The organism is Glaciibacter superstes DSM 21135 (assembly GCF_000421145.1).
In the GTDB taxonomy this organism is placed as follows: Bacteria; Actinomycetota; Actinomycetes; order Actinomycetales; family Microbacteriaceae; genus Cryobacterium; species Cryobacterium superstes.
Genome location: NZ_ATWH01000004.1, coordinates 169,060 through 192,830 on the forward strand (window position 1 = coordinate 169,060; position 23,771 = coordinate 192,830).

A 23,771-nucleotide genomic window follows, 5' to 3' on the forward strand; every position below is an offset into this window, starting at 1 on the left:
CCCATCACAGTCGTGCCTTGCCTGCTGCGATCAGCACTTTTTGTCGATCACGACGGCCCAGAAGTCCCTCGTTCACGAATTGCTGCGAGGTATCCTGAACAGCGGTCAGGAACTCTCCACGGTTCGCGAAAGGGCCACTGGCCCAGAGCACGTCGAGAAATGTCGTCTTGTCCCCACGGGCCGGGTTCACCACCGCTGAACTGACGCCCCCGAACGCGATGACCGGTTCCGAACGCTCGAAGTACATGTGGTACTTCGTGTGGGCGCCGGAGTATGCGGGCTCGAACTCCTGCGATCCCATCCAGAATCGGTTCTGGCCAGCGGGCACGATCACGTTCTCCAGGCCTTTGTCCAGCGTCATCCCGGAGTACAACGAGAACTTCTGGTACTTGGCAGAGTCGTTCACGGCGAGCAGTGTGACCGGCCCGTGCCGCAGGCTCTGGATGGTCGGATCGTCGACAGCCGGCTCAGCATGCACGCTGAGCGGCATGTCGATCGAGATCACGTCTCCCGCCGACCAGACTCGGTCGATCAGCAGGTACGAACCTGGTGTCGACTGCGTGTCGAGCGGGCTCCCGTTGACGGAGACCCTGAAGCCATTCTCCGACCAGGACGGCACCCTCAGCCTGACCTTCAGCGCTCCGTCGCCTTCGATCGTGATTTCACTGGACCCCTCCTGCGGGAATGCCGTGCGCTGCACGACCCGGAAGCCGTTCTCCGACCAATCCAGAGTTGATGCCACATAGAGATTGACGTAGAGCTCGGTCTGGTCTGCCGATTGGAAGTACACCGAGTCCTGGTACTTGAGGTGATTCTCGAGGCCGGTTCCACCACAGCAGGTTCCGACGTTGTTGTACTCGCGCATGGCCCCCGGATGCACCGGATACATGTACAGCACTTCGGGGCTGGTATCGGAGTCCACGTTGCGCCTGGAGCCCAGAATGTGGTTCAGCACCGTACGCTCGTAGTAGTCCATGTATTTGGCGTCAGGCTCTTGGAAGAACAGCAGCCTGGACACCTTGAGCATGTTGTACGCGGCGCAACACTCGGCGTTCCGCCCGCCGATGTCGCCGGCAACCGTGTTGGCCGGCCCCCAGAGTTCGCCTTCTCCTGTGCCACCGTGGGCGTACATTCGCCCAGGCACGATCATCCCCCAGAAATTGGTGACCGCGTCGCGGTACCGGGTTTCACCCGTGTAGTCGAAGAGTTTCGCGTAGCCGGAGAACTGCGGAATGTGCTGGTTGGCGTGTTTGCCGTCCAGGATGTCCTCGCCTGCCGCACAGGCGTCAACGAGCGAATTCAGGTCGAAAAAGCGCGCGCAGTCCAGGAAGTCGTCGTCTTTGGTGATCGCGTACAGGTCGACCATGACCTCGTTCATGCCCCCGTACTCGCCGGCGATGTAGATGCTCCACATGCGCTCGAGCTGGTCGGGTGTGCAATCGCGGAGGCGGGAGTGGATCCACTTTCCCATCGCCGCCACGATCTCGAGCGCCTTCGTCGACCCGGCGAGCCGGTAACACTCGAGCAAGCCAGCCATGATCTTGTGCGCCGTGTAGTACGGGGCCCAGATCTCTCCGTACAGCGCATAGTCCTCCAGCGCGCTGAATTGCCACTCTCCGTACGCGGCCAAAAATCCCGGATGGCTGTACCTGCCCGTCGCGGCCAGCGCGTCCTGACACTCGCCGAGGGCATCGACGAGGTAATCGATCTTCGTCTTGAAATCCTGATCGCCCGTTCCCGCATAGGCCAGTGCCATCATCGACAGGAAGTGGCCGCCGAAGTGCCCGCGAAGCAGGTTGGCCCTCGGTGCGTTCTTACCTGGATAGTCGCCCGGTCCCCAGGCCTCTTCGTCCGCGTGCCCCGGACCCTCCCAGCCACCCGGCGGCCTGGCACCTTTGGTGTCGATTCCCGCGTTCGTTCGGAAGACCGCGAGGATGCGATCGGCTGGATACTCCCGTGCCAGGTTCAGCATCTGCTGCTGAGCGCGTGTGAAGACGCTCTGGTCCAGGGTCACCTGCGACAGCGCGAACGGCTTCGCCTTCCAGGAGTCTGGGATCACGCTGCCGTCGAGACCGGTGAGGTACGCCCCGCTCAGCCTCGGTCCTGAGGGGATCCGGAACGCGGATGCCGTCGGTATGGTCTGCACGGCCTGCGCCGCGCCGCCTCCCTGCATGAATGCCGCCGCTCCTGCCGTCGCGCCGACCATGAGGCCGCCGACCCGCAGGAACGATCGCCGTGAGTAGCCGTTGTCGTTCTCAGCCATGACTCTCCTTCGAGTTTGAGGCGGTCCGATTCGACCACCGACTGCGCGCGTCGGGCACACTCACATTGGTGGCCAGTGTGACCGCTCACAATCCGACTGTCAAGCACAGTGCACGTTGTGATAATCAATATTGAGATACGGGTTGTGAGCGCTCACAAATACGCGCTAGCATTCCAGCACGGCCGGAATGACCCGACCGCCCGGCACCGAGACACGCAGCAACGTTCCCCCGCCGGGACGCTGAACAAGGAGGTTTAGTCAGATGAAGAAACTCGTCACGATCCTGGCCGCGAGCGCGATGCTCGTTTCGCTCGCGGGATGCGCCGGTGGATTAGATGCATCGGCAGACGGACCGAAAGACCCGGGCGACATCGTCGTCGGATTCGCGCAGGTCGGTGCGGAGAGCGGCTGGCGCACCGCCAACACCAAAGACATCCAGGATTCCTTCAAGGAAGCCGGGATCGAACTGAAGTTCTCCGACGCGCAGCAGAAGCAGGAAAACCAGATCAAGGCGATCCGCTCCTACATCACCCAGGGCGTCGACGTCATCGCCTTCTCGCCTGTCGTCGAGACCGGCTGGGATGCAGTCCTACAGGAGGCGAAGGATGCCGACATCCCGGTCGTTCTCACCGACCGTGCCGTCGATTCCAAGGACGATTCGCTGTACGTGAGCTTCCTGGGCTCCGACTTCATCCTGGAGGGTGAGAAGGCAGGCGAGTGGCTGGTCGAGGAGTACAAGGACCAGACCGAACCCGTCAAGATCATTCAGCTTGAGGGTACAACCGGTGCCGCGCCGGCCATCGACCGTGCTGAGGGCTTCGCGAATGTCATCGCGGCCGACCCGAAGTTCGAAGTGGTTGCCTCGCAGACCGGTGACTTCACCCGCGCGGGCGGCAAGCAGGTCACCGAAGCCCTCCTCAAGTCGAACCCCGACGTCGACGTGATCTACTCGCACAACGACGACATGGGTCTCGGCGCGATCGAAGCCATTGAAGCTGCCGGTCTCAAGCCGGGCAAAGACATCAAGATCATCACCGTCGACGCCGTCAAGGATGGAATGCAGGCCCTCGCCGACGGCAAGATCAACTTCATCGTGGAGTGCTCCCCCCTGCTCGGCAAGCAGCTGATCGAGATCGTCGAGAAGGTCGTCGCAGGCGAAGAGGTGGAGAAGCGCATCGTCGCCGACGAGACGACGTTCACCCAGGAGCAGGCGATCGAGGCGCTGCCAGACCGCAAGTACTAGGCCGCACGTACTAAGCCACCGGTAGCATCCGAGTAAGGCGGGTCCGTCATGTCAGCATGGCGGACCCGCTCACCTCATCCTCACTGAAGAGAGCCCAGCATGAGCGAACCCGTTCCCGTTGTCGAGATGACGAACATCTCCATCTCCTTCCCCGGTGTGAAAGCCCTCGACCAGGTCAGCTTCCGGATGTTCCCCGGTGAAGTCCACTCGCTCATGGGCGAGAACGGGGCCGGCAAGTCCACGCTGATCAAGGCCCTCACCGGCGTGTACTCCGTCGACAGCGGCATCATGACGCTGAGCGGGTCACGTGTTGCGTTCACCGGCCCGGCCCAGGCACAGGAGTTCGGCATCAGCACCGTCTACCAGGAGGTCAACCTCCTCACCAACCTCAGTGTCGGAGAGAACATCATGCTCGGCAGGGAGCCGCGCAGATTCGGCCTCATCGACTGGCGGGCCACACGCATACGCGCGGCAGAACTGCTCACGCGTCTCCACCTGGACATCGATCCGAACTCCCTCCTCGGTTCACACTCGCTCGCCATCCAGCAACTCGTCGCCATCGCCAGGGCCATCGACGTTCAGGCCAAGGTCCTGATCCTCGACGAACCGACGTCGAGCCTGGACGCCGATGAGGTCGCCGAGCTCTTCCGCGTCATCCGCTCGTTGAAAGACGAGGGTGTCGCCATCCTGTTCGTGTCCCACTTCCTCGACCAGGTCTACGAGATAGCCGATCGGCTGACGGTGCTGCGCAACGGCAGCCTGGTCGGCGAATACCTCACCGACGAGATCCTGCGCATCGACCTGGTGCAGAAGATGATCGGCAAGGAACTCACTCTTCTCGACGACCTGGAGAAGAAGACCCACGACTCCACCTCAGGCGACGACGGCGAGACGCCGTTCCTCCAGGCAATCGGCCTGGGAAAGAAGGGTGCGATCGAACCCATCGACCTGAAGGTGTACGAGGGCGAGGTCGTCGGCATGGCCGGCCTCCTCGGATCAGGTCGCACCGAGCTCGCCCGCATCATCTCCGGCATCGACCGACCGGACTCCGGATCATTGTCGATCAACGGAAAACCGGGCAGGCTCCGCACCCCGAGGGCCGCGCTCTCCAGGGGAGTGGCGTATTCGTCAGAGAACCGCAAAGCGGAGGGTGTCGTCGAAGAGCTGACGGTGCGCGACAACATCGCCCTCGCCCTCCAGGCCGACCGCGGCTGGTTCCGGCGGATCCCCAAGCGGCGCCAGGATGAACTCACCGCAAGCTACATCCAGGCGCTCGGCATCCGTCCGCCGAACCCAGACGCACTGGTGAAGAACCTTTCAGGGGGCAACCAACAGAAGGTCCTCCTGGCCCGCTGGCTGGCCATTGCGCCCCGCCTGCTCATCCTCGACGAGCCGACCCGAGGGATCGATGTCGGTGCGAAGGCCGAGATCCAGAAACTGGTCGTGAACCTTGCAGAGAACGGGATGTCGGTGATCTTCATCTCCGCTGAGTTGGAAGAGGTACTGCGGCTGAGTCACCGCATCGTCATCATGCGTGACCGCACCATGGTCGCCGACATCCAGAACGACGACATCTCGGTCGAGAGCCTGCTGGCCATCATCGCCGACGGTTCGATCCTGGAGGACGCCTCATGAACCGAATATTCGCCAGCCGGCTGTTCTGGCCTGTCGTGATGCTGCTGGCACTCTTCATCGTCAACCTCATCGCTTTCCCGGGCTTCTTCAGCATCGAGCTGAAAAACGAGCACCTCTTCGGCAGCCTGATCGACATCGTGCGCAATGGCGCACCGACCCTGATCATCGCGATCGGGATGACCCTCGTGATCGCAACGCGCGGCATCGACCTCTCCGTCGGCGCCATCTGCGCGATCGCCGGTGCGGTCGCCTGCTCCATCATCCTCGGCTCGCCAGACCCCGGGAGTGTCGGCACCGTCGTGGTGGCGATCGTCGTGGCGATGGTGATCTCGCTGGTTCTCGGTGTCTGGAACGGATTCCTGGTCGCCGTGCTCGGCATCCAGCCGATCATCGCCACCCTGATCCTGATGACCGCGGGGCGCGGTGTGGCCATGCTCATCACCGAGGGCCAGATCCTCACCGTGAACAGTCCGCCGTTCAAGGTGCTCGGCTCCGGGTTCTTGTTCGGATTGCCGGTTGCGACCGTCATCGCCGTAGCGATCTTCGTCCTCGCAGCGCTGTTGACCCGCCGCACCGCGCTCGGGCTGTTGATCGAGTCTGTCGGAATCAATCCGGAGGCGAGCCGACAGGCCGGCGTGCGTTCGCGTGGGCTCCTGTTCGCCGTCTACACGTTCTGCGCCTTCTGCGCGGCGGTGGCCGGCCTGATCCTGACGTCCAACCAGACCGCTGCGGATGCCAACAACACCGGCCTCTTCATCGAACTCGACGCCATCCTGGCTGTCGTCATCGGCGGCACATCGCTGATGGGCGGTCGGTACTCGCTCCTCGGGACTCTGGTCGGGGCGCTGGTCATCCAAACGCTCGTCACCACCGTCTATACCGTCGGGATCCCCCCGATCGCCACGATGGTGTTCAAGGCGGCCGTGGTGACCGTGGTCTGCCTGTTGCAGTCGCCGACCACCAACGCCGCCTTCGCGCGCTGGCGCACCTCGCTTTCTTCCCGAACCCGAAAAGGAGTGGCCGCATGAGCGTCGCACCGTTCCCTCCCGCAACAGGCGCCGGGCGTGTCCTCGGCGGAATTCGCGACGTTTTCACCAGCCCGAAGTACGGTCCGGTGCTGGTCACCTTCCTTCTGCTGATCGTGGTCTTCGCCGTCGGCGGCAGCCGCTATCGGGGATTCGTCTCCGGCCCGGTCATCCTCAATCTGTTCGTCGACAACGCCTACCTGATCGTTCTCGCCGTCGGCATGACGTTCGTCATCCTGACCGGGGGCATCGATCTTTCGGTCGGTGCGGTCGTCGCAATGTCGACCATGATCGCGGCCAGCCTGCTGCAGGCCGGATGGTCTGCCGGCGTCGTCATCCCGCTGATCCTGGTGGTCACATCGGTGCTCGGACTCCTGGTCGGCCTGATGGTGCAGGTCTTCAAGATCCAGTCGTTCATCGCCACCCTCGCGGCGATGTTCCTGGCTCGCGGCCTGTGTTATGTGATCAGCAAGGACTCGATCTCGATCACCGATCCGTTTTTCGTGGCCCTTGCGCAGACCAAGATCCCGCTTGGCGACCGGATGAGCATCACACCGAGCGTCGTCATCGCCATCGCGCTGGTCCTGGTGGCCATGGTCGTGCTGCACTACACCCGGCTCGGTCGCACCGTCTACGCCATTGGCGGGAGCGAGCAATCCGGCATGCTGATGGGCCTCCCGGTCGCCCGCACCAACGTGCTCGTCTATGTGATCAGCGGCTTCTGCTCAGGGTTGGCTGGTGTGCTGTTCACCTTCTACACGCTGTCTGGTTACAGCCTCACCGCCGTCGGGACCGAGCTCGATGCCATCGCGGCCGTCGTCATCGGCGGAACCCTGTTGACCGGTGGCTACGGATTTGTCCTCGGCTCCGTTCTCGGCGTGCTGGTGCTCGGAACCATCCAGACGATCATCACCTTCGAGGGAACCCTCAGTTCCTGGTGGACCAGGATCTTCATCGGCGTGCTTCTGCTCGTCTTCATCATTCTGCAGAAGATCCTCACCGCCAGGCGCAGATGAGCATGGCTCGCAGTTCGCGCGCACGGTGGCAGGTGACGGATGCGTGCGGCACGCGCCGGAAACGAAATAATGAAGCAACGAAGAGGAGCGCCATGCAGGGCGGTGGGAGCCAACGAATCTGGTGACGAAGGACGACGAGAAAGCGCGTGCCGCGAACATCTTCGATGTCGCCCGCCTGGCTGGGGTGTCCCATCAGACGGTTTCCCGCGTGCTCAACGACCTGCCCAACGTTCGACCCGCAACGCGAGAGCGCGTCGAGCAGGCGATCAAACAACTGCGCTACCGGCCCTCTCCCGCTGCGCGAGCGCTGGTCACCCGTCGCTCCCGCACCATCGGACTGATCACGACCGGGGGGCCGGACTACGGCCCATCGAGCACGGTGCTCCAGTTCAACGAGGCCGCCAGGCAGGCGCGCTACGCCGTGAGCATGGCCAGCATGCTGAAGTCCGACCCGGACTCGCTGACGTCGGCCGTCGAGCTGCTGCTCAGGCAGAACGTCGAGGCGATCGTATTGATTGCCGCCCATCGAGGAGCACTCGACGCCGTACGCGGCACCGAACTCGGTGTGCCTCTTGTGGCCGTCGAGTCCAGCGGGCGCAGCGGGTTCCACAGCGTCGCCATCAACCAGTACCAGGGTGCGAGGCATGCCGTCTCCCACCTCGCCGGACTCGGGCACACCAGCATCCTGCACCTGGCGGGGCCCGCGGATTCGATGGATGCCACAGAGCGCGTGCGCGGATGGCGTGACGAGCTCGCGGAGCGGGGGCTCCTCGCCAAGGCGCCGTTGCTCGGTGACTGGACGCCTGCGAGTGGATTCCGGCACGGCACAGAGCTGGCGGCGAACTTTGCAGCCGACCCGTTCACTGCCGTGTTCGCGGGGAACGACCAAATGGCACTGGGCCTGATCCACGCACTCGACGCGCATTCCCTCTCAGTTCCGACCGATGTCAGTGTGATCGGCTTCGATGACATCCCTGAGGCAGAACACTTCTCCCCGCCGCTCACCACAATGAGGCAGGACTTCAACGCGCTCGGGCGGGAGATCCTCGATACCCTGCTGGCGGTACTCGCGGACAACGAAGTGGCCGACCCTCCACCTGCGGTGCCTGCACTCGTCGTGCGTGAGTCCACCGCGCCTGCTTCATGAGCGCGCCGACTTCCACAGCGCCCGTCATTCAATTCCTTCGGTTGTGACCGCGCGCAGGCTATCTCGCCCGCTCCGCTTTCCGACGCAGGCGCAACGTCACAGCGCCGGCGAACAGGACTAGCAGGGCGAGAACCGCCCAGGGGCCAGGCTCGGAGCCGGTGGACGCGAGGCCACCTGCGCCCTGGCCTGGCGTGTTGTCTGGCCTCTGCCCTCCCGCTCCTCCCGGCTGTCCTGGCTCACCGGGTTCGCCAGGCGGCACGGTAGGGTCGACCGGCTCGATCTCGACCGGCTCAATCTCAACCGCGATGCTCTGCGCCTGCTCGATATTGCCGGCCACGTCGACCGACCGGTATAACACCGTGTACGAGCCCACCTCGGCAAAGGTGACGCCAGACTCCGGCACAGGTTCCCACTCCTCGCCGACGGAATACTCGGTGACGGCCACACCGGAGAGGGCGTCTGCACTTGTGAAGGTCACCATAGCCGGCTCATTCGGCGTGCCAAGACCATCGGCGGCCGCTTCTGCCATCGCACTCGTCGCCGTCAGTGTTGCAACAGACGCTGTGGTCACCGGCGCCTCTGAGTCGATTCGGAACCGGGCCTCCTGGACCTCGGAGACATTGCCGGCGGCATCGGTTGCTCGTGCACGCAACAGGTGCTCACCGTCTGCCGCGACGACGATCGGCCCGGCGTATGCCACCCATTCTGCCCCGTCGAGGCTCTGCTCGACGAGCGGTGCATCGTCGGTGTCATCCGTCGCCAGAGCCGCAACGGTGACCTCGCCCGTGTACCAGCCGGAGTCCGGTTCGGCCGGTGCGGCGTTCAGCGACACCGTCGGCGGTGTCGTGTCCACCGGTGGTTCCGTTGGCAGGGCGGCGAAAACTCTCCACTCGAACACGCCGCTTGATCCTTCGCCCTCTGCCTCACCCCATGCCCGCATGACCGCGCGCAAGCTCGTCGTCACCACCGGCTCGAATGCCACGGAGTTGAATACCTCCCGTTCACGGGCATAGTCGACGGATGCCGGGACATCCGTCCACGCCTGCGTCGCCTTGTCGAGGTACTGCAGCGTCCAGCTGCGCGGCGGGATGACCCCGCCGTTCGCCTCGTCCGGCTGGTCGGCGAAGAACTTGATCTCCGCCCGGTCGATCGGCACTTCCCTGTCCCACTCGTATTGGATCCATTGCTCACCGACCATCGGCCAGGTGCCCCACGATGCGCCGCTCTCCGCGTCGTCGTTCAGCGCGGTCACGCTGTTCCACCCGGAGGTGAAGGATGCCGTCGGCACAGCGAGCGGCGCGATGTTGCCGACCAGGGGCGCATCGTTCGAGAGCGGGACCGTAACCTTGCCGGCAGCAGACACATTGCCCGCCACATCGACGCTGCGATAGAAGACGTCGTGCTTCTGCTCGTCGACGACGACCGGTTCGCCGTAGTCCTGCCACGCGGACTGGGTGTCGACGGAGAACTGGAGGCCGGCCAGACCGGAACCGTCATCGGCGCCCGTCACGGTCACGGACCGCCCTTCAGCGTCCACCACGGCTTCCGCCGTCGGCACCTGCGTGTCGATCGATACCGCAACGCTCTGCTCAGCAGACTCGTTGCCGGCGGCATCCGTCGCTGTGCCCCTGATTGTATGAAGACCGTCATTCGCCACGACGACCTCACTGGATCGCACATTCTCGGTGCTCGCCCACTCGCCGTCGTCGACCCGGGTTCCCACGGTCATCCGCTGGTCGCGGTCGTCTGCGGCGGTCACGCGAACGGTCACCGGCGACACGAACCAGTCGGCTCCGCCCTCTGTTCCGCGGGCGTTCATGGTGATCTCCGGTGCGGTGACATCGATGTTTTCCCCGCGCACCTGCCACTCCTTGACGCCGAGGCTTCCCTGCCCGGACACCGTTCCTGCCGCGGTCAGATTCGCGCGGAGCCTGTCGGTCGTCACGGTGTCGAAGCCGACCACGTTGTAGCGGTCGACGTCTGTCCCGTACCCGGTCGGGTTTCCGACAGGTGCCCAAGAGCCGGAACCACCATCGGCGTCGGCATTCCAGTATTCGAGGCTCCAGTCCTGTGGAACGGCGATGCCGTCTCCGGCACCCGTGAGGTTGTGGATGAAGTACAGGCTCACCTCGTCGAAGGTCACCGGATCTGCCCAGTCGTACTGGATCCACTGGTCGTCCACCTGCGGCCACGCGCCCCACACCGTCGGGTTCTCGTCCGGCGTGTCACCAGAGGTGGTCGGCTCCACGCCGTCGTTCAGGCCGCCAGTGCTGTTCCAGTCTGCGGTGTACGACGCCGACGCCTGGGCCTGGGGAGCGACGTTCGTGCGCCACGCCGGTTCCTCGGTGATCGTGACCGTCGCCGTGGCCGTTCCGCCGGCGTAGCCTTCGACAAAACCGGAGACGGTGATCGTGCCAGCGGCGGCAACATCCGCTTCGTCGATGGAATCCCAGCGCACCGGTGCCTGCAGAGTTGACCCGTCGGCATAGTCGACGGTGACGAGGTCTGGCAATATCGGCAGTTCGCCGACGAGCGTGGTCGCCGTCGCCTCGCGCACACCCGTCGCCGCAGTAGCGTTGACCTTCCATTCCTCGACGGCGAGCGCCGAGTACTCAGCCGGGTTGGCATCTCCTGGTGACGCGGCGAGTGTTGCCCGCAGCTGCGTCGTCGTCACGGCGTCGAAGTTCACCTGTTGAACGGATGTCGTCGACGCTCCGTATTCGCTCGGGTTCGGCACGTCGAGCCAGGTGCCAGCGCTCCAGTACTGGAGCTTCCAGGATGCCGGGTCTGAGACACCGTTTCCTGTGCCGGGGGGCGCGTCGCGCCAGAACTTGATCTCGGCGCTGTCCACCCGAACTGGTTGGTCCCAGGTGTACTGGAGCCACTGTTCGGCCGGTCTCGTTCCCGTCCAGCTGCCCCACATGTCCGGCGGCAGCGGATTCGGCCTGATGATCTCGTCGTTCAGCGATTTCACCCAGTACTGGGTGGGAACCGGGTCGTTCGAGACGGTGACGGACGCCCACGGTGCGATGTTCGCGCGGGGAGTCAGGTCGGCCGACTTCTCCGGCGTCTGCGTGACGGTCTTGATGCGCGCCGGTGTCTGCGTGTCGTCCCACTCGAGTGCGTCAATGGCGACAGAGCGCCGGAAGTGGTTCCCGCCGACCGCGTCCGCCGTGTGGTAGACGATGTACCACTGTCCATTGAACTCGGTGATCGCCGGGTGGCTGGTGGTCGATGACACCGGTTTCAGAACCGTGCCTCGATACGTCCATGGGCCGAGCGGGGAGTCTGCGGTGCCGTACGCAATGCAGGCGTGGTAGTTCGCCGGCGTGCAGTCGGAGGTCGGCCCGGCGTTGTTGCCTGCATAGGCCAGGTAGTAGGTGCCGTCCCGTTCGAACAGCCACGGCGCCTCGAAGTACCCGGTCAGCCCGCCCACCGACTGCACCTCTCCCACCAGCGACTTCATGTCGGCGGCCAGTTCGGTTGAGCGAAGCTGGCCGAAGCTCCCCCAGTACAGGTAGACCCGCTCATCGTCGTCGACGAAGACCGTCGGGTCGATGTTATGGATGGTGTTGCCGAGAATCTCCTGCGAGACGATGGGACCCCCGGCATGGTCGGTCCACGGCCCGAGTGGACTGTCAGACACGGCAACGCCGATCCCGAAGGCGTCAGGCGAAACACTGTCCTTCTCGTTCACCGGCACGTACCAGTAGAAGCGACCGTCGACCCCCTCGACAACCTGGCCCGCGTATGCCCGCCCCGGTGTCGCCCAGTCGAAGACCGTTTCAGGACGCATCTGGTTCGGGTGGTGCTCCCACTGGCCGCCATCGACATCCGTTGTCGAGAACGCCTGCCACTCGTTCATAATGAAGTCGTTCTGCGTCTCACCCGCTTCGTCACGACCGGCGTGCACATAGAGCGTGTCGTCGACGACAAGCGCGGTCGGGTCGGCCGAGTAGTAGCTGCCGTCGCCCAGAATCGGATTCTCGGTGGCCGCCGCAGCCGGAGTTGCGGCGGCCACGACGAGACCGGTTCCGAGCAGGAGTGCGCAGCTGATGGACGCGGTGAGACGGATGACGGATCTCACCGCTTCACCATCGCCCTACGGCCGTGCACGCGAATAGTGACCGCTGTCAGCACGAGCCCGGCCAGCAAGGCGAGCACGGCCAGCCAGCCGGCAGATGCCGTCCCATCCGCAACACCGGTCGAGGCGATCACATCGGGAGAGCTGACGCCGGCGGGCACCACGGTGATGGTGGCCTCGAGCGTTGCATCCGGGAGCACAAGCACGACTCGGTGCTCTCCTGCACTCGTGCTGTACGGGATCGTGAAGGTTCCCGTCGCACTGCCGTCCTCTCCAACCGTCAGGTTTCCTAGTACCGCCGGTTCGGAGTGGAGCTCTACCCTGAAGACCGCGCCGGGCTGGGCGCCGGTCACCGTGATTGGCAGCTGCCCACCAGGTGCGACCCGGCTCACGCCGATGGTGACGACCTCGTTGCCGGTCAGCTGGCCGCTCGGCTCACCAGGATCGGTCGGGTCGGTCGGATCGGTGGGGTCCGTCGGGTCCGTCGGGTTGACCGCGATCTCGATCTCACCCGCAGCAGAGACGTTGCCAGCAACGTCCGTCGCCCGGAAGTCGACGGTCTGCGCCTCGTCACCGACGGTGAACGGGGCGGTGTATCCCACCCAGTCACCGGCTCTGACTCGGTATTCGATGGACGTCACGCCTGAGAGCAGGTCTTCGGCCTCAATCCTCACCTGGCGGGTGTTGGCGTCTGCCGAAGCCGAAGCCGAAGGCGGTGCCGTGTCGCGTTTCACCTCGACGGCCTGCACCTCCGACACGTTGCCTGCCGCGTCCGTTGCCCTGAACTGCAGGCTGTGAACCGCATCGGAGTCGATGACGACGGGATCCGCGTACGCTGCCCACTCGCCATCACCCGCCTTCACCTCGATTACGGGGAGTCCATCGCGATTGTCGACGGCGGTTGCCGTCACCGTGACATCGGCCGTGTACCAGCCGCCGGACGGCGCCAGCGGATCGACGGCCGTGGCCAGCAGCGGCGCCTCGACGTCTGGAACGTCGACGGCACTCGCCTCGAAGACCTGCCACTCCTTGATGCCGAGGCTGCCCTCGCCCGAGACCTCGCCCCTTGCTTCGAGCACCGCCCTCAGTCTGGTCGTTGTCACCTCGTCGAAGGTCACCGAGTTGAAGGTGTCGACCTCTGTGCCGTACGCCGAGGCGCCTGCCACGTTTGCCCACTCACCGTCGGTTCCGGCGTCGGCGTCCCACCACTGCAGCTTCCACTTGCTCGGAACGGCGATTCCGATACCGGCTTCGTCGAGGTTCTCCACGAAATACAGGCCGGACTCGTCGACGGTGACCGGTTCGGTCCAGTCGTACTGCACCCACTGCTGGCCGATCTCTGGCCAGGCGCCCCAGACATTGACATTGTCGTTCGGCGTCACATCTCCGGATGCCGTTGGTGCGACGTCGTCATTCAACCCGGCGACGGAGTTCCAGCCGGCGGTGACGGATGCCGTCGGTGTCGCCAGCAGGGCAACGTTGCGACGGTGATTGCCGTCGGTCTCCGGCACGACCACTTGTACTTCTTGGCTGACGTTGCCTGCGGCATCGCTCGCCCGGAAAGTGACGGTCGTCTCGCCGAGTCCGACGAGCACAGAACGAGTGTACGGCGTCCACTCTGTTGCGTCCGCAACCCGGTACTCGATCGACTCCAGCCCTGACAGCGTATCGCTCGCGGTCGCCTTGACGGTGCGGGCGACGGCGTCAGGAACGGGTGTGACGACGGGAGCCGTCGCGTCGATTTTGAACGCGAGCTCCTTCTCGCTCGAAACATTGCCCGCCGCGTCCGTGGCACGCACCCGCACAGTGTGGTCTCCGTCTCCCGAGACGACGATATCCGTGTATGTGGACCACTCGCCACCGTCGACGCCCACCTCGATCATCGGGGCGGGGTCCGCATTGTCGGTCGCTGAGACAGTGATGGAGACGTCGGCGGTGTACCAGCCGGAGGCAGGGACGGAGGCGTCAGGCTGCAGGGTCACGACGGGCTTCGTCGTGTCTTCCCCGCCAGGTCCACCTGAGCCGACATTGACCGTCGCGACGGCGCCGACCGGGGAGTTCTCCACGGTGCCGGCGACGGTGAAGCTTCCGTCCGTGGCGTAGTCGGCCGGGTCGATGTCTTCCCAGGCGACGGGAATGCCGCTGGAGCGCGACCCGTCGTTGTACTGCACGGTCACGGTGCCGGGGAGCTGGGGCGCGACACCGGCACTCGTCGTGACCGCCACAGGGTCGACGGTATTGATCTGGCCGGGTGGGGTCGCCCGCACCCACACGGTGGCGGTGGCCGGCAGCGGTGAGCCATCGACGATTCCGAGCACGGGGAAGCTCCCTTCCGCAGCAACCTGCTCCGCCGCGATCGGCGGCCAGGCGACGGGAAGCTGGGCACGGGAACCGTCTGAGAAGACTCCGGTCACGGTCGTCGGCAGCACGGGGACCTCGTCGACACCTGTGCGCACGTCGATCGGCTCGATCGAGTCTGGCGCGACGGCGAAGACCTCCCACTCGCTGACGGCGACTCCCGCGTACGGCTCGCCTCCCGTGCCCGGGCCGGCCGCGCTGAGGATGAGGCGCAGCTTGGTCGTTGATACCGCGTCGAAGGTGACGGAGTTCGGTTCGGTGCGCTCGATACCGTACTCTTCCGGGTTTTCCACATCGACCCAGGTTGCGCCGTCCCAGTACTGGGCCTTCCAGCTTTTCGGGATGTTGACGCCGGCGCCCGATGCCGCGTTGTTGCCCTGGTCTCCCCAGAAGCTCACCGACATCGAGCCGACCCGCACGGGGTTCTGCCAGTCATACTGCAGCCACCGCGTTGCCGGTCGTTCTCCTGACCAGGTGCCCCAGAGTTCAGTTTGGGCCCCGCCGGAGTGCAGGATGGTGCCGTTGTTCACCGCGTTCACGTCGTTCCAACCCGCGGTGAATTCTCCGGTCGGTGTTGCAGAGGATGCCACGTTCGTACCGCCGGTTGCGACATCGCCGAGTACGACGATGTCCTTCGTGCTGGTCAGCTCACCGTCTGTCGCGGTGAGCCCGAGCGTGTACTCGCCTGCGGTCGTGAACCGGGCGATGGTCGTCGCAGAGGATGGGTCGTCGAAAACGGCGACGCCATCCTGCGGCGCGGAGACGACCGACCACTCGCTAACGAGCGCGTCGCCCGGGAGCCCGTCATCTTTGACCGTGCCGATCAGGCGCGCCTGACCAGACGCAACGAACCCGGAGTCACGCCAGGCGCCGACGTGGGGTGCCTGGTTGGTCGATGCCGGCGCTTCGACGCCGGTGTTGAACACCTGCACTTCCTTGATTCCCGTCGTGGACCCGGCGGCGTGTGTCGACGTGACACGTACCTTGCTGGCCGTGACCGCCGGAAACTGCGCCCGGTTGAAGTTACCTTGCGGGTAGACCGGCGTTCGCGCCTGGGCCGGGATCGGTGCCCAGTCAGAACCGTCGAAATACTCGAGTGTGTAGACGGACGGCTCCGCATAGCCCTGCACGGTCGCCGTCGACGACGACGTGTAAAAGTACGTGCGGATGTCATCGATCGGCTGCGGGGAACCGAGATCGATCTCGAGGCTGTCCGTGGCATTCGGCGACCCGGCCGAGCCCCAGAATGGTTCGTTGATCGTTGTGCCGTTCACGGCTCCTGCTGGTGCACGGCCATCTGCCGAGAACGTGGCCGTCGCCGTCTTTCCTGCCGCGAGGTTCTGTGAACCGACGCTGGCAGGGTCGATGTCGGCACCGGCCTTGGAGAACAGGTCGACGACACGGTCGGATGCCGCAAAGCTCACGTCTTCCGGTGCGTCGACGGTTGCCGTCGTGCTGGTGCTGACAGTCACATCTGACGGTGCTTCGACCTCCCCCGTTGCCGGGTCGTAGACCACGTGGGCCAACTGGTCGACGGTGAAGGCGAGCTCGCCGTCGAGGAACACGGAGTAGCCCTCAGGGACAGCGTCGCCGTAATACCGTTCGCCGCCCGGCTGGTCCCAGGTGATCGTCAGGTCCTTGTCACGGTATTTGATGTTGTTCGCCGTGAAGTGGTCCCAGTCGATGTCGACGGGGTCGAGTTCGACCTTGCCGTCACTGCGCGGGCGCAGGCCCATCGCATCCTCGATCATGGTGAAGTTCGTCGCCCCGAGGATCGTGTGGTGGATCCAGGAGCGGTAGCCGATGTTCTGCGGATCGGCCGACCCGTCAGACCAGAACTCGTTCTGGTCTGGCAGACGGTTGTCACCGTCGTTCTCGTAATGCGACCAGGCGTTCCAGTAGAGGAGTTTTTTGTACCACTCGGCGTCGATGTACTCGGTCGGGTAGTCCCGGAGCACACTCGAGAGCATGCGGAACGTCACCGTGGAGTTGATGACGGAGAAGTTGTTGCTTCCCGGTCCGCCGTACTCGGCCTGGTCTGCCTGGTTCGCCGTGTAGAACGGGAAGATCGGGTACTCGTCGTCGTCCGCGAACAGGCGGAGCGCCTCGGTGTAGTCGTCGTTGTAGTCGTCGTCTCCCGGCTTCGGCATCAGGCCGACGCTGAACGGGTAGTAGTTGTTGATCTCCTTCCACTTGGCCAGCTGACCGTCACTGGTGAAGCGGTGCTTCAGGAGGTTCTCGTCTGAATCCCAGAGGAGCTCGACGACCTTGTCCTTGATGTTCTGCGCGAACGCGTCCATCTCATCGGCTTTCGCCGTGTCGCCGGCGAGCCGATACGCCTCTGCCGACGCCTTCGCATTCGAGTACAGGTAGGCGTTCTCCGCCCGGTCCATGGAGGCGTTCGGGCGCTCGTGGAACGACACCGCATCGGCGTCGTTTCCGGTCATCGCACCCCAGTTGTAGTCGATGAGCCCGCTGTCGTCTGTGTCGTAGGCGTCGATGAGGCCCTTGACGTCGTACTCGGCGTACTCCGCAAGGTTCTGGGCGATCGCCGGCGGTCCGCCGTGCAACTGGTAGGAGCGCCAGCCGGCCTCTGAGATGTACTGCGTGTAGCTGTTGCTCCAGTTGGCCGGGTCACCCGGGTTGTCGACGTATTTGTAGCTCTTCGACGTCTCGCCTGCCGATACCCATGGGCCATAGGAGTAAATGGGGTCCCTGAAGTACTTGAGGTCGTCGATGAACATGCCGGCGGTTAGCACGATGGCGTTGTTGTAGCCGAGAACACCCTCCATCGAAGTCGGGAACTGGTAGTCGTTGCCAGGGATGTTCGCATCGAGGAAGTTGAACCGCATCAGCCACCAGCGGTAGAACAGCGTCTTGTCAATGTTGTCCTCAGGGGTGTCGAGGTACGGCACGTTGTCTGCCCACCACGCGTTGTACGCGGTGACGTGCGCGGTGTACGCCTCGACCGGTGCCGTCGCCCTGATCGCGTCGTACTCTGTGCGCGACTCTGCGATCTCCGACGTGACAAAACCGAGCTGCACCTTCGTGGAGGCCGACCCGCCTGCCGGCACGTCGAGCGTCGCCGTGAGGCTTCCGCCATCGGGTACGAAGCCGTCGCCGGAGAAGCGCGGGAAGATCGTGGTCAGCTTGTTGAACGCCGTAACTGCACCGGTCAGTTCTTCGCCCTCGACAATCGACGCGTACGGCGACGTGGCCCGGAGCTTCACGCTTCTCGCGGCATCCGTCGACACCACATCGAGATCGGTGACCGCGACGTTGGCGTCTGTGATGTACTTCGTCTGGATGACCTGGATGCCGCGTGCAGCGTTGTTGTGCACGCTGCGCCAATAGCTTGGGGTCTGCTTGCGTGCCGCGGTGTCTTCCGTCAGCGAGACGGCTTCACCGTCGACGGATGCCGTGATCGAGTATGCACCGCGGTTGTCGATCGACTCCCAATAGGCGACCTGGCCCCCGAAGCCGAGGGTGGCAGGGGAGTGCTCCTTCATGAACACGGCACGACCCCTGGTGAACAGCCACTGGTTGTTGTCACCGTGGCTGCCGTCTGTACCGGTGCGAGCGAGCATCTCGTCGAACCAGAAGTCATTGTCAGTCGTCGCACCCGCGCCCTGCGCGACATCTTCGTCGAAGATCGCCTGCAGTTGACTGTGCGGGTTGTAATCGACTCCAGTGGCGGGAACCGGATTCTCGCTGCCGGTGAAGACCGGATACCCGACGTCCTCGTTCGGAGTCGCAACTGCGGGCGACGACATCAGGAGGGAACCGGTCACCGCCGCTGTCAACCCGATTGCCAGTGCGGACCGCAGTCCGCGAGCCTTGTGTGCGGTCCTCGTGTACTTCAACGCCACCAGTTCATACCTCTCGCCATTGAGCCAGACACTCTTGCTGAGGAACGTTACCGATGCCGTGATGTTTTACGCAAGCCTTTTCGGAATGTTTCGGAAATGTCCGCGCTATAGCCCTGCTTTCGGCCTGGATTGGGCGAAAACCAGGGATACATACTTTTCTCGTACTGCTCACTGCCGCTGCGTGGGCAGCGCAATGCGACGACGGGGCGCCCACCGGGGTAGCGTTGGAGCCGCCATGTCAAACAAACTCACGCCGCATCCGGGCGTTCCGATCGAAAGCCCGACCGACGAACGCATCAAGGCCGCCGTCGACCACTACGGTGAGTCCGCTGTCATCGACAGCGCCATCGCGCTGCTCCGCGCGAAGAATGCCGGCAAGGACTTCCTGCTCTACGCCGGCGGGCGACACGCGCTCGGCATCCTGGAAGGCGCCCCCGCCCTGTACTGGCCTGAACTCTGGGGTGCGCGCACCTTCCTGCACGTCTGGGGCGAGAACGCGGCCCCGTATGTCGTCGTCGGCCTCACCAACCAGGCCTGGCGGGTGCGCGAGATGTGCGCGAAAGTCATCCTGCTCCGGGGCCTCCAGGTCGCGCCCAAGCTGGTCAGATTGACGACGGATGAGGTCCCGCGCGTTCGCGTCGCCGCCCTGAACGCCCTCGCAGCGCAAGGCACCGCCGAGCACCTGCCCACCATCGAACAGCGACTGCGCGACCCAGACAAAGACGTGCGCCGCGCGGCGCAGCAGGCCCGTGACCTCCTGACATCCCGAGTCGGCGGCACCTCCGACGCCGGTTCTGCCGACACCGAGGGCGACACGTCTGCCAGCACAGATAACACAGACAGCACCGTCAGCACCGTCAGCACCGACAGCACCGACAGCACCGAAGCCTGACCGGCGCACCATGACCGAGCGCGCCGCGAACAAGCCCGCCGCATACCAGGGCGCTGAGTACCAGCGCGCTGAGTATGAGCGTTATGTTGCCATCGGCGACAGTTTCACCGAAGGTGTCGGCGATGAACTCGGCGACGGCCAGGTGCGCGGCTGGGCCGACCTGGTGGCCTTCGGGCTCGCGAGTGCGGCGACAGTGCCGCCCACCTACGCGAACCTCGCCATCCGTGGCAAGCTGCTCGCACCGATCGTGACCGAACAACTCGAGCCGGCCCTTGCGCTCGGCCCCGACCTGCTCAGCATTTGCGGCGGCGGCAACGACCTGATGCGCCCGAAGGTGGCGATCTCGTACATCGTCGACCTGCTGATGCGCGTCGTGGATCGCGCCGGAGAGCAGGGCACCCACGTCATCATGCTGAGCGGCGCCAACCCGTCTGCGCACCTGCCGATGGGCTCGCTCATGCAGCGCAGGGGCGACCAGCTGGCGGCCGCGGTGCGCCCCCTGTTCGCCGGCAAGGGGATGCCCGGGGTCACTTTTGTAGACAACTGGGCTGACACCGAACTCGGGCAGCGTCGCTTCTGGTCGGCCGACAAACTACACCTGAACGCCCGCGGGCACACCCGAGTTGCCGCCCATGTGCTCGAAGCGCTCGATGTGCCGGTGCCCGGGGAATGGGGCGCTGGAGCGACGGCCGAGGCCCCTTCAGACGAGCGGGTGCAGGGCACTCTCGCCTACTACCGCGAGTTCGTACTGCCGTGGATCGGCCGTCGGCTGACCGGCCGCTCGTCTGGCGACGGCCGCCCTCCGAAGCGCCCGGAGCTCACGCCGGTCGACCTCGGCTGAGCCGACGTCTCCGACCAGACGCGCGAAGACATCAAGGAATGGCCACCTGTCATCGAGAACATCAGCATCTGACGGCGTTTCGGGCGTTCTTGCTGTATTCGCGGGCGACGGGCGGCCGGACGCACCACGGGAGCACGAAGGCCGCGCGGAACCCCGCGCGGCCTTCGTCATTCCGCGTGGAAGCGGAGAGTTCGAGTGCTAGACGCTCTTCCTGCCAGAGATGGACCGGAGGAGGAACATGATGACCGCGATGATCGCGAGCACGATTCCCACCCAGAGGAGGAATTGCAGCGACTCGACCAGTCCACCGGTGATCAGAAGCACGACGGCAACGACGGCAACGATGATGAGCAGGAGGTTCATAATGGCGACCTTTCTTCTCGCGGGGAGATCCCCGTTTGTTTCCGAGCCTATCCCCCATCTGGGTGCCGCGTCGGAGTGTGGGCGCACCCCTTTCGATTCCGAGCGCACACGGGTAAGATCGCCACTATATGGGGGTGCGCCCCGTGAAATCGCCCTTAGGTCTCATCGAGGAGGCCCGGACGAGGCGAGATCGAAGCACTCCCTGCCGGGGGTGGGTTATCGTCGGGGTAGCCCTCCCCACCGTGTGCCTGCGCTTGCCCCGCGTCACACCCTCCTGAGCCGCGTGCGCCTCAGCCGCGTGACGCGGTCGCGTCGCGTCGCGTCGCGTGCAGTGCAGTGCAGGCCAGTCGGGCATCCGCAGCCAGCGGAGGCCCGAGTCAGCGGGAGGTGTCACCCCAGGACTGCGATTCGCCCGCGTGCGCGCGAACCTGCGGGACGCCCCAGGGGTTGTCATCGCGCAGTGGCTCCGGCAGCAGCGCCTGTGGTGCGCTCTGGTACGCGACCGGCCGCAGGAACCGGCTGATGGCCGCTGTCCCCACCGAGGTGCTGCTGTCGTTGGTCGTCGCCGGCCACGGTCCGCCGTGCTGCTGCGCCGGAGTCACCGCGACACCGGTCGGCCAGCCACCGAACAACACGCGTCCGGCGTGCTCGGTGATCCAGCCGACCAGGCTGCGGAGCGCTGGCGAGTCCTCGCCGTCCCCCACATGCACGGTGCCGGTCAGGTTGCCCTCGAACAACGCATCGGCGGTCGGAGCCAACTCGGCCTCGTCGTCGTACTCGACCACGACGGACAGCGGCCCGAAAGCCTCCTCAGCGAGAGTGTCGCGGTGCGCAACCAGGTCGCCGGCGCTCACACTCACCAGCGTCGGTGTCGCCCAGCCCTGGCCGTCTTCGTCGATGCGCAACGCACCTTCCGAGATCACGCGAACGCCCGCAGTGCCCAGGATGCTGTCGCGCCGTTCGCCGTAGCCACGCGCGATTCCGGGGTTCAACAGTCGGTGTTCTGCAACCGCCGCCGCCCTGGTGGCCAGCCCATCGTCCAGGCCGTGGCCGGTCGGAACGAACAGGAATCCCGGCTTGGTGCAGAGCTGCCCGGCGGAGCCCGCCACGCTGGCGACGAAGCCGTCGGCGATCGCCTCAGCTCCGGCGCCTAGTGCGGCACTCGTGACGAATGCCGGGTTCACGCTGCCGAGCTCCCCGTAGAACGGGATCGGCGTCGGTCGCGCTGCCGCGATGTCGGCGAGGAGACGGCCGGCCCTGATCGAGCCGGTGAAGCTACCGGCCGCGATGCGCGGATCCTTCAGCATCAGGACGCCGGCCTGCTGGCCGAAGATCAACTGCAGCACGCCGGCGGGGGCACCGGCACCTTCGAGGGCGTCGGCCACAACGGCAGCTGTGCGCTCCGAGAGCCTCGGGTGCCCTGAGTGCGCCTTGACGATCACCGGGTTGCCTGCCGCGAGCGCGGCGGCGGTGTCGCCGCCCGCCACCGAGAACGCGAACGGAAAGTTGCTGGCGGAGAAGTTCAACACCGGCCCGACCGGAATCAGGTAGCGCCTGAGGTCTGGACGCACCCCGAGGGCGAATGCGTCATCAGCCTCGTCGATGCGCACGTCGAGGTACTCCCCGTCGACGATGGTGTCGGCAAAGAGTCGCAGCTGCACCGCCGTACGGGTCAGCTCCCCGTTCAGGCGGGCCTCCGAGAGCCCCGTCTCGGCCATCGCGATGTCGACCAACTCTGCCTTGTCGGCGACCAGCGCATCCGCCGCCGCGACCAGCGCCCTGGCCCGGTCGCGAGGTGACGTGCCTGCCCAGGCCGGTGCGGCATCCGTCGCCAGCCGGGCGATGCGGTCCAATTCTTCCGGCGAAGTGGTGGCTGGCGTGGTGGGGGTCGGGGTCTGCGCGTTCATGGTGCTCCTTTAGAACTGGAATCCGGTGGGAAAGGGGTCTGAGGGGTCGAGCAGGTATTGGCCGATGCCGGTGACCCAGGCCCGACCGGTGATGGTTGGCACCACGGCCGGGATGCCGTCGACGGTGGTCTCCCTGATCAGGCGACCGGTGAATCGTGAGCCGATGAAGGATTCGTTCACGAAGTCGGTGTCGAGGGCGAGCTCGCCGCGTGCCCAGAGCTCCGCCATGCGGGCAGAGGTTCCGGTGCCGCAGGGCGAGCGGTCGAACCAGCCGGGGTAGATCGCCATGGCGTGCCGGGAATGCTCGGCCGTCGACCCAGGCGCGATGAACTCGACGTGGTGGCAGTGGTCGACGCCATCGATGAACGGATGCCGCGGAGGGTTCGTCTCGTTGATCGCCTCCATGATCGCCAGGCCCGCGGCACTGATCGCCTGCTGCGCCGATCGGTGGAACGGCAGGCCGATCGCGTCGAGGTCGACCATGGCGTAGAAGTTGCCGCCGAATGCGAGACTGTACCCGATGGTGCCGTAACCGGGAACATCGACGGTGTCGTCGAGCCGAACGCTGAACGATGGGACGTTCTCGATCGTGACGGAGTCCGCGTGGCCGTCGCTGACGGCGACCCGGGCGATGACCAGACCGGCCGGGGTGTCGAGGCGAATCTCCGTGACCGGCTCGACGACCTCGACCATTCCGGTTTCGACCAGGACGGTGGCGACACCGATGGTTCCGTGACCGCACATGGGCAGGCATCCGGAGACCTCGATATACACGACGCCCCACTCGGCGTCGGGCCTGGTCGACGGCTGCAGGATCGCGCCGCTCATGGCCGCGTGCCCCCGCGGCTCGTTCATGAGCAGCAGACGGATGTCGTCGAGATGCTCCATGAAATACAGTCGCTTCTCGTTCATGGTGGCGCCCGGAATCACTCCCACGCCTCCGGTGACGACCCTGGTGGGCATCCCCTCGGTGTGCGAGTCGACCGCGGTGAACATCCGCTTGGAACGCATACTGCCATCCTCTCAAGAACTCATAGGACTTGGCGCAGGGGTTGCGCCGCTGCGCGGCCACCCGCATCGCCACAGTGACCTTTCCGGTCGAGTGCGCCCGTTCCGCCGGTCACTCTC

General features: G+C 65.1%; 13 protein-coding genes. 7 read left to right on the top strand and 6 right to left on the bottom strand.

All coding sequences use genetic code 11. The features are described 5' to 3' along the window. Window positions 1-4: 4 nt before the first annotated feature. Window positions 5-2,263: a glycoside hydrolase family 127 protein gene (locus K323_RS0106800; protein ID WP_022884538.1), complete on the bottom strand. Its 2,259-nt coding sequence runs from the start codon at window positions 2,261-2,263 to the stop codon at window positions 5-7. A 262-nt stretch (window positions 2,264-2,525) separates the two neighbouring features. Between K323_RS0106800 and K323_RS0106805 the strand changes: the two genes are divergently transcribed. The 5 genes from K323_RS0106805 to K323_RS0106825 all read left to right on the top strand — a co-directional run bounded on the left by K323_RS0106805 (window position 2,526) and on the right by K323_RS0106825 (window position 8,329). Next, window positions 2,526-3,506, top strand: a complete 981-nt coding sequence (locus K323_RS0106805; protein ID WP_022884539.1) for an ABC transporter substrate-binding protein — start codon at window positions 2,526-2,528, stop codon at window positions 3,504-3,506. 99 nt (window positions 3,507-3,605) lie between these two features. Next, entirely contained in the window at window positions 3,606-5,141 is a 1,536-nt protein-coding gene (locus K323_RS0106810) for a sugar ABC transporter ATP-binding protein (protein ID WP_022884540.1), read from the top strand. Further along, window positions 5,138-6,169 (top strand): ABC transporter permease, encoded by a 1,032-nt coding sequence (locus K323_RS24685; protein ID WP_022884541.1) that lies wholly within the window; start codon window positions 5,138-5,140, stop codon window positions 6,167-6,169. Before K323_RS0106810 ends, K323_RS24685 begins: the two co-directional genes overlap by 4 nt. Beyond that, window positions 6,166-7,182 carry a galactofuranose ABC transporter, permease protein YjfF gene (gene yjfF, locus K323_RS0106820; protein WP_022884542.1) on the top strand — a complete coding sequence of 339 codons (1,017 nt, stop codon included), beginning with the start codon at window positions 6,166-6,168 and terminating at the stop codon, window positions 7,180-7,182. Before K323_RS24685 ends, yjfF begins: the two co-directional genes overlap by 4 nt. Before the next feature lie 121 nt (window positions 7,183-7,303). Beyond that, the gene (locus K323_RS0106825; protein ID WP_022884543.1) at window positions 7,304-8,329 is read left to right on the top strand and encodes a LacI family DNA-binding transcriptional regulator; all 1,026 of its coding nucleotides are present in this window, start codon (window positions 7,304-7,306) and stop codon (window positions 8,327-8,329) included. Between the two features lie 58 nt (window positions 8,330-8,387). Here the strand turns inward: K323_RS0106825 and K323_RS29345 are convergent, their stop codons facing one another. Then, window positions 8,388-12,416, bottom strand: coding sequence for an OmpL47-type beta-barrel domain-containing protein (locus K323_RS29345; RefSeq protein ID WP_022884544.1), 4,029 nt, complete (start codon window positions 12,414-12,416; stop codon window positions 8,388-8,390). After that, window positions 12,413-18,634: an OmpL47-type beta-barrel domain-containing protein gene (locus K323_RS0106835; protein WP_026851342.1), complete on the bottom strand. Its 6,222-nt coding sequence runs from the start codon at window positions 18,632-18,634 to the stop codon at window positions 12,413-12,415. Before K323_RS0106835 ends, K323_RS29345 begins: the two co-directional genes overlap by 4 nt. A gap of 241 nt (window positions 18,635-18,875) precedes the next feature. Between K323_RS0106835 and K323_RS24695 the strand changes: the two genes are divergently transcribed. Both K323_RS24695 and K323_RS0106845 read left to right on the top strand, forming a co-directional pair. After that, window positions 18,876-19,532, top strand: coding sequence for a HEAT repeat domain-containing protein (locus tag K323_RS24695; protein ID WP_022884546.1), 657 nt, complete (start codon window positions 18,876-18,878; stop codon window positions 19,530-19,532). Window positions 19,533-19,542: 10 nt separating this feature from the next. After that, window positions 19,543-20,373 carry an SGNH/GDSL hydrolase family protein gene (locus K323_RS0106845; protein WP_022884547.1) on the top strand — a complete coding sequence of 277 codons (831 nt, stop codon included), beginning with the start codon at window positions 19,543-19,545 and terminating at the stop codon, window positions 20,371-20,373. A gap of 198 nt (window positions 20,374-20,571) precedes the next feature. On the opposite strand, the gene K323_RS30020 is transcribed toward K323_RS0106845, so the two are convergent. The 3 genes from K323_RS30020 to K323_RS0106860 all read right to left on the bottom strand — a co-directional run bounded on the left by K323_RS30020 (window position 20,572) and on the right by K323_RS0106860 (window position 23,654). Further along, window positions 20,572-20,736 (bottom strand): hypothetical protein, encoded by a 165-nt coding sequence (locus tag K323_RS30020; protein WP_022884548.1) that lies wholly within the window; start codon window positions 20,734-20,736, stop codon window positions 20,572-20,574. Window positions 20,737-21,113: 377 nt separating this feature from the next. Further along, the gene (locus K323_RS0106855; RefSeq protein WP_022884549.1) at window positions 21,114-22,643 is read right to left on the bottom strand and encodes an aldehyde dehydrogenase (NADP(+)); all 1,530 of its coding nucleotides are present in this window, start codon (window positions 22,641-22,643) and stop codon (window positions 21,114-21,116) included. 9 nt (window positions 22,644-22,652) lie between these two features. Continuing rightward, window positions 22,653-23,654, bottom strand: coding sequence for a proline racemase family protein (locus K323_RS0106860; RefSeq protein WP_022884550.1), 1,002 nt, complete (start codon window positions 23,652-23,654; stop codon window positions 22,653-22,655). Window positions 23,655-23,771 lie beyond the last annotated feature (117 nt).